The sequence below is a fragment of the Citrobacter sp. Awk 2 genome (assembly GCF_028069815.1).
Classification (GTDB): domain Bacteria; phylum Pseudomonadota; class Gammaproteobacteria; order Enterobacterales; family Enterobacteriaceae; genus Citrobacter.
Genome location: NZ_JANEWL010000145.1, coordinates 1 through 7,559, shown reverse-complemented (window position 1 = coordinate 7,559; position 7,559 = coordinate 1). Strand labels below are relative to the sequence as shown.

Here is a 7,559-nt window from a genome sequence, read left to right as displayed (position 1 = left end):
ATATAAAGGATTATGATGAAACAAGAGCATGTACTAATACAGTTTTCTACGAAAAGGCCTTTTTCTAATAAACCTGAACTGCCAGAAGGTGCAGTTTATAATAAAGCAAAGGGTTATTGGATTAGAAATGGAGAACCTTTAGTGTCATATAATTCAGAATATGGAACTAGGGCTACCAAGAAGTGTGATGTTGAAACTGGAGAGGATCAAAAAGGAGAATGAAAAATTATGTGTTGATTCTATCAAGTATGTATGATTTTTCCACGGATTTGGTTGTTCAGCGACTGGAAAATAATGGCGATAATTTTATTAGGCTAAACAAAGAGCAATTAAGTGATTATGAGATTTTTTTAGATCCCATAAATACAATCCTAAGGGTGAAAGGTGAATATGTTGATGTAGAAACATCTAATGTAAAATCAGTTTGGTTTCGACAACCAGTTTTTCTAAGAAATACTCCAGGGCGTAGCATTGATATAAATGAGCAGCTTTCATTATCACAATGGAATGCTTTTCTTAGGGGATTAATGGTTTTTGATAAGGCGTATTGGATGAATTGGCCGCAAGCAACATATGCTGCTGAATCTAAGCCATATCAGCTAATGATTGCAAAAAAGATAGGGTTTTCTGTACCTCAAACGATTATTAGTAATTCTCTTGGTTTTGAGAAACTCCCTTCAAAGAAGTTTATTATAAAGTCGATGGATACCGTTTTACTTAAAGAAAATGATGATTGCTATTTTACATACACATCGAAAGCTAATCCTGCGGACTTTACTTTAGACAAAACCAAACAAGCACCGATAACGTTTCAAGAATATATTGAGGATAAGTTAGATATTAGAGTTACTATTGTTGGCTCCAAAGTATATGCCGTTGCAATAAAATCTAATGGTAATGCTATCTCTGATGATTGGAGAACCTTAAAAAAAGAAGATCTTGAATATATCGACATTGAACTTCCTGTTAGAATTAAAAAACTTTGCATAGAGTATGTTAAGTTACTTGGGTTGAATTATGGTGCTATTGATTTTATCAAAACAAAAGACGAATATATATTTATTGAAATAAATCCAACTGGCGAGTGGGGATGGCTTTCTAATGATAAAAGAGAAATTGATTACGATATTGCAAAGAAATTATCTGAGGCTAATTAAAATGTTTTCTAGAATTATTGAGGAAGTTTTCCCATTTCTTTATTTTTACTATATTGCCAACAAAAAAACAGTTAGTGTGTATGATATCACCTTTTCAAACTTTGAGTTTTACTCAGGATTATCGGATGAAAAAATAGTCGAGAGACTTGAGAGCGAGCATAATAGAGCCAAGGAGATAGATGATAAGACTTTTAAATTTACATTAGCATTAAGTATATCATTAAGTATTATAAGTGCCGGTGCCAGTGGGGTTGTTAAATTTCTTCCTGAAAGTCACTTAAGTCCATATATATCGTTTGTGTTTTTTCTTTCTTCTTTTTATATGCTGTGTGGAGGTCTTATCTCATTGGGTTCATTAAAAACTCTACCAAAATTTGGGTATGGAACGTATTTTGAGATCAACAAAAATAGAGAATCTTTAATTAAGGCTATTATTGGTCAGGAAAAGGTTAATATAATACGGCATATAAGGAATGAGCTTTCTTATATGAGTTTGCGAAATGGGTTTTTACTAATCCTCTTTGCTCTTATTTTGTGTTTATTTATATTGGCTACCAGTTTTTTTATGAGCCACTTACGATTTGAACCGTTGACATCTTACTGTCTATGAATAGTTATTAAAATTCTAGTGATTGAGTTTAATTTCCTCACCATTTACAAATATCAATCCTTCGCGAATTAGTTTCTCCAGCCAGCGCGAAAACTTCTTCTCGACGTTAATTCCCTTTGCGCGTAGATCGTCGCGCAAGAGCGCGCGGGTACAAGGCTTATTCTGGCTGATGCGTTGGTTAATACAGCGCCATAGCGCCGTATGGTTGCGGGTGATATTGTAAATAGACCCGTTTTAGTTCCAGGCATTTTTTGAGATCCCGGCCAAATGATTGTGTTGCCGATATTCCTCAGGCGTCATATTGTTCAGTGATTCATGCGGGCGTTCACAGTTATATTCTGACACCCATCTTTCCGTGATTTCCCGCACTTCATTCAGCGTTCTGAACAGATAAAAATCGAGTATTTCTGTACGGTATGTTCGGTTAAAGCGCTCAATAAAAGCGTTCTGCGTCGGCTTACCCGGCTGAATAAATTCCAGTTTTACTGCATGTTGCTCTGCCCATTCAGCCAGTGCAAGTGAGATAAATTCCGGACCATTATCCATGCGTAGCATGACCGGATAGCCGCGATTTGCCGCGATCCTGTCGAGTACACGGACCACGCGCAAAGCTGGCAGATTCAGATCGATTTCAATCGACAATGCCTCACGGTTAAAGTCATCAACGACATTGAACGTGCGAAAACGACGACCACAGACCAGAGCATCATGCATAAAATCGACAGACCAGCTCTGGTTCAGCGCTTCTGGTGTGGCCAGCGGCGAGGGATTACGCACCGGCAACCGTTGTTTGCCTTTACGGCGAAAATTCAGCTTCAGCAGACAATAAATACGATGGATCCTTTTGTGATTCCACGGGTATCCCTGCCGCCGCAGAACCTGGAAAAGTTTTGGAAAACCGTACCGTGGGTATCGCTCTGCCACTGCCTGCAACGCGACAATAACGGGTTCGTCACGCGTGGTATCCGGACGGTAATGGTAAACCGTTCTGCTCAGGTTCAGACTCCGGCAGGCCTGACGGATACTGAGTCCAAATGTCGTTATCAGATGAGTGACCAGCTCACGCTTAAAGGCTGGTTTTAAAGCTTTTTTTCGATAACGTCTTTCAGCGCCCGGTTCTCAAAGCTCAGGTCGGCAAACATCTGTTTGAGACGCCGATTCTCGTCCTCAAGATCTTTGATCTTTTTAATATCAGAAGCCTCCATGCCGCCGTATCTGGACTTCCAGTTGTAGTAGGTGGCTTCAGATATACCGGCCTCCCGGCAGACATCTTTAACAGTTCGTCCGGCTTCAACCGATTTAATTACGGCAATGATCTGATGCTCAGTAAAACGGGCTTTACGCATAGCGATCTCCTTTGTTGGCAGATTGATTATGCCGGAGGATCTCTAAATGTGAATGGCACGATTATGCGGGATACTTACAATATGAGGGACGCCGGGTGGTATGCCACTACTCAGTAAGTCATCGTCAGGTTGCCGGGGCTCGTCATTCAGCACCAGTGAGGTCACCGGTTCGCCATCGCTATCGGTATAGATAACAACTTCCTCAAGATCGTAGGCGGTGACCTCCGGCATCTCCGCATCTTTCATCTTTGTACAACTCAGGGTGATAGCGTTGCGACGTCCCTCGCGCCTGACGTTAAACTCGGCATCCAGCGCGGCCTGAAAAGCACTTGAACCGCGTGCGCCCCGTTCCTGATCCTTACCCGAGTGATGAACGATCATCATCGCTGCGCGCGTATGATACCGAATGGCGTCGCAACCCTGGATAAATGCGCCCATATCCCGCGCGGTGTTTTCATCTGAGTTACCAAAACAGCGGGCCAGCGTATCGAGGATAATCAGCCGTACCGGCATTCCGGTCATGTTCTGAATGTCCTTTGCCGCCAGGATCACCTGCTCGATGCTTCCCGGAGCGGCTGGAAAGATCGGGCAGTCGACGCGAAACAGGTTATCGAGCGCCATCTCGTCATTAACGCTGAGTTCCCAGGCGCGGATCCGCCGCGATACACCGGTTCCTCCTTCTCCGGCGATAAACAGCACAGCCCCTTGATTGACTCGCCTTCCGCCCCATGACGTACCGCTGGCAATATGGCACGCCAGCGATACTGCCAGAAAGGATTTAAAAGAGCCGCCGGGGCCGTAAATACTGCACAGTGCCCCGGCGGGAATAAGTCCTTTAACCAGATAATCCTGACTGGTGTTAAACCCTTCCGAGCCCCGGCGCAGCGGAAGGGAGGTGGTGAGAGTACTGTCTGATGCTGTCATGGCTTACGACCTGAGATTTGCAGGAAGTTGCTGGTTGAACACAATCCGGGAAATGGATTCACCGTAGTGACGGTAAAATTCATCCCAGTCGCTCAATGTGGTGTCTGCAGGGAGAACCACACAGCCCTTCACTACCTCGGCAGCGGCGGTTGCATTCAGCAACCCGGTATTTTTCTCCTGACTGCAATCATTATCGCCAGCCAGGATAAGGTGGCATTCAGGCCACTGCGCCCGGAAAGCGATGGCCACATTTTTCAGGTTGTGTGCCGACAGGGCAGCAACGACTGGAAAATGATGAAGGCATGAGACCGCAAGCGCGGTTGCATATCCTTCGGTAATAATGATGCCTTCCGGTGGTTTGCTGTCCGGTGCCCAGGGTTCCGGTCTACCGTTGCGGCTCGCCTGATGTACCGGGCAAAAACAATCCTTCAGATGGCTACCGGGCAGCAGGTACTTTTTCCCTCCAGGATGAATGAACTGCGCACCTGTCAGCTGCGCGCCTGTATTTCGAATTGGCAATACCAGCGTACCCGCCCCGAAATGCACGCCGCAGATTGTCCGGCTACTACGTTCAGTCAGAAGCCACTGGGCTCGTCGCCAGCCTCGCGTTGTCAGATACGGCGCTTCTCCGGATTCACAATGGCGAAGCAATGTCTTAATACGCGATTCCATATTCAAAGCCTGTGATTTTTCCCTGGCAGGCGGAACCAGCGGTACAGGATCCATGTCCTGCACCATTCCGGCGGCCGCAACCAGTGCGCAACCGAAGAAGCGGGAAACCAGATCCAGTCCGTCACCTGCGCCGCACTGATTGCAGAACCATGTGCCGCGCCCCTCCAGATCATCCATCCTGAAACGATCCTTACCCCCACAACAGGGACACGGGCCATGCCGATGATTTGGTGGAATGAAAATGCCAAGTTGTTCAAATATTTTCGGCCAGTTATTGCGTGCCCGATCGGAGACGGCAGAAACGTAATAGCTCATGATTGCCTCCCATACACCTGCTGGATGTAGCGCCCTCGACCATCACCATGACCAAGATCCATCGCAACCATCGCCCTGGCTTCCTTTATACTCAACCCCAGTCCCTGGTAGTGCGCCATCGCCTCCTGCGCCCATGAATAGCGCAGACTGTGTGGTGCATAGGGGGCAGTCAGCCCTGCGCGAACTGCGCTGGCACGCCAGTAATTCATTGCGGCGCGCAGATCGGGTTTATTGAGCAAACGTCCCCCGAGTTGTGTCATCAGGGGGATAGCCTGGTTCAGGATGCTGCGTAGCCTTTCAGGTTCGAGCACCACCGTCTGACGGGAACGTGATCCTTTGGTGCCAAAAACCACCTGCAATCGATTTTCTCCACGCTCTAACGCAGCGGCCCATGTCTTCAGAGACTGACAACACTGCACCGCTTCCTGTGAACGCAAACCCATTGCTCTGGCAAGCTCCAGCGTCAGAGCCAGCCCTTCATCCTTTTCATGAAAAGCAGACAGCGCCGACAACCAGCGTTCTGAGGTTAATGGCAGATGCGTTCCTGCCCGGCTGGCGTTACCCAGCCCGAGCGCTTTATTGCTGATGCGCTCCGATTGGGCAAATTTTTGACGTCCAGACTGAGCAAGGATGGTGCGCAGGGCAGCCATCTCGTTTTGTAGCGTGCGTGGTGTAATGCCTGCTTCCCGTCGCGCCATCACGTAGCTTTCGATATGTGACGATTTCAGATGCTGGAGATCCTGAATCTGGATATTCAGCTTGTGCAGATGCTGGCTTAAACGCCCGGCGATGCGGAGGCGATCATGGACTGTTTTAAAACTGCCGCCAGCCAGCAGGGCGAGTTTTTCCATGCGTTTTGTAAGTTTCGACATAGCTATTCTCCACTCAATTCTCCGACGCGCGGTTGGGCACAGCGTGCTGTGCTGAACGATACCGGTGCGCCGGAGAATGCGCGGATGAGGTATGACGGGGTACGGTGATGCACGAATGCAGCCGCCTGCTCAGGCAGGTATATCCCCACAGGTAAAATGACCTGTCCTCCGGTATCGGTTCGGTAGTGCTGGTTTCTCCTCCTGGTAAGTGAATTACTGACATCTGTTTGAGTGTCAGCCTGTTTGTTGCAGTGGATTTGCAGGCAGTAGCTGGGTTGAAGCTGATCTGCGCGCTGGCGTCACTTTCACTCGCTTACGCTCTTAAAAGTGACGCCGCGTTTTGCACATTCAGCAGGAAGTACGGACGCAAAGCCTTCGGCAATGCCGTCCGACTTCTCTACAGCGTTCTGTCGCTACGCTTGCAACAGGGTAGCGATATAGGGTGTGGTCACCTGTATCGAGACAGGAGGTCAGTTTCAGACCACGCTTCGTTCCCTAGTTGACCGGGGGGCTGACCGCCAAAGGCGCTTCTTACAGGTCGCAGTTCGTCTTAGAACAGGAAGCTTTTAGGGGTACTGCTATGAGTTGGGGATAGGGTAGAGCGGGGGGAGGGGAAAAGCTGTGGGAAACTGTTTGTGGGAATTAAAAGAATTTTAAAATGAAAGTCATGTTCCCACCAATAATTGCGGGAACATTAATATTTGTTAGTTAAATGCTTATTACTTTCTCCAGCGAGCTATTACATCAGAAAAAACAAGATCTTTCCACGGTTCCTGCCACTCTTTGTGTACACAGACGCTACGAGAGTGAGGTTCTGGACTGGGGAGATCTAGTTTAACAATAGCTGGTGTGAGAATTGCGTCACCGACAACAATACACTCTCCTGAAGATAAATTAGGCAGTATCTCGGTAATGGATGAAATATTATCAGGAAATAATCGTTTTACGTAGTTCTGGTCAGCATCGTTTGTAAGTCTAAGCGAAATAAAATTGTTGCATTGTGCAAAAATAGTCTCAGAAACTTCAGATGGTCTTTGGCTGACAACCATTAGGCTGAGCCCGTATTTACGTCCTTCTTTTGCAATCCTCTCAATTGATTTTCGCGAAGCTCTGTATGAGGCGTTATTATCTCTTGGGATATAATTATGTGCTTCTTCACAAACCAATAATACAGGTGCATCATTGAGTAATCCTTTTGAGTGACGCAACTTAGAATAATGGAAACAGAAATCAAATATTAAACGAGAAACTAAACTTACCACTACGCTTAAAACTTCAAAAGGAATTCCACCTAGATCAATAATTGTAATGTTAGATTTGTTAATGTATCCAAGGAATTGTCTCATCAGACTATCAAAATCTACAGTCTCATAAGGGCGGCCATCACTTTTTTTTGCCTCTAATAAGAATCTCATCCTTTTATCGTTTAACTTTGCCTCTAAGCGCGAAGAGAATCGATTGAATTCACCATAAAATGGACCTGTTGTAGCCTTTTTATCAACGGCTTGAGACGTTGGTACAAAAGAATGAATTTTATCAAAATAATAATCTTTCCTGTCAGTTACTAATGTACCGTCCTCTAGCTTTGGCATATCCTCATTTTTTAGCCTACCAATTACTTCTCTATTCATGTTTTCAATGAAGTTATAAACCTCTCTTATAG

At 46.0% G+C, this 7,559-nt stretch carries 7 protein-coding genes and 1 pseudogene; 3 read left to right on the top strand and 5 right to left on the bottom strand.

Going from position 1 to position 7,559, the window contains the following annotated elements; all coding sequences use genetic code 11:
* The first annotated feature begins 12 nt into the window (after positions 1 to 12).
* Genes NNO02_RS21955 through NNO02_RS21945 form a run of 3 tightly spaced genes read left to right on the top strand, consistent with a single transcriptional unit; the run spans position 13 to position 1,767 of the window.
* Positions 13 to 222: a hypothetical protein gene (locus NNO02_RS21955; protein ID WP_271455741.1), complete on the top strand. Its 210-nt coding sequence runs from the start codon at positions 13 to 15 to the stop codon at positions 220 to 222.
* Positions 219 to 1,157 carry a hypothetical protein gene (locus tag NNO02_RS21950; RefSeq protein WP_271455740.1) on the top strand — a complete coding sequence of 313 codons (939 nt, stop codon included), beginning with the start codon at positions 219 to 221 and terminating at the stop codon, positions 1,155 to 1,157. Before NNO02_RS21955 ends, NNO02_RS21950 begins: the two co-directional genes overlap by 4 nt.
* A gap of 1 nt (position 1,158) precedes the next feature.
* Entirely contained in the window at positions 1,159 to 1,767 is a 609-nt protein-coding gene (locus NNO02_RS21945; RefSeq protein WP_271455739.1) for a hypothetical protein, read from the top strand.
* Between the two features lie 234 nt (positions 1,768 to 2,001).
* Here NNO02_RS21945 and NNO02_RS21940 read toward each other — a convergent pair.
* From NNO02_RS21940 to NNO02_RS21920, 5 genes and pseudogenes are all read right to left on the bottom strand, one after another.
* Positions 2,002 to 3,113 (bottom strand): IS3 family transposase gene (locus NNO02_RS21940; RefSeq protein ID WP_271455738.1). Its coding sequence is split into 2 segments (ribosomal slippage): positions 2,002 to 2,852 and positions 2,852 to 3,113, totalling 1,113 coding nucleotides; the frame shifts between segments, so codons are not numbered across the junction.
* A gap of 45 nt (positions 3,114 to 3,158) precedes the next feature.
* Positions 3,159 to 4,037, bottom strand: a pseudogene (locus tag NNO02_RS21935) (helicase RepA family protein); the annotation flags it as partial.
* A 3-nt stretch (positions 4,038 to 4,040) separates the two neighbouring features.
* Positions 4,041 to 5,024 carry a primase-helicase zinc-binding domain-containing protein gene (locus tag NNO02_RS21930; RefSeq protein WP_048973103.1) on the bottom strand — a complete coding sequence of 328 codons (984 nt, stop codon included), beginning with the start codon at positions 5,022 to 5,024 and terminating at the stop codon, positions 4,041 to 4,043.
* A complete protein-coding gene (locus NNO02_RS21925; RefSeq protein WP_271455736.1) occupies positions 5,021 to 5,896 on the bottom strand; it encodes an integrase domain-containing protein in 876 nt (291 codons plus the stop codon). The genes NNO02_RS21930 and NNO02_RS21925 overlap by 4 nt, the downstream gene beginning before the upstream one ends.
* 719 nt (positions 5,897 to 6,615) lie before the next feature.
* Positions 6,616 to 7,559: ATP-binding protein (locus NNO02_RS21920; protein ID WP_271455735.1), on the bottom strand; the 944-nt coding region annotated here is incomplete at its 5' end.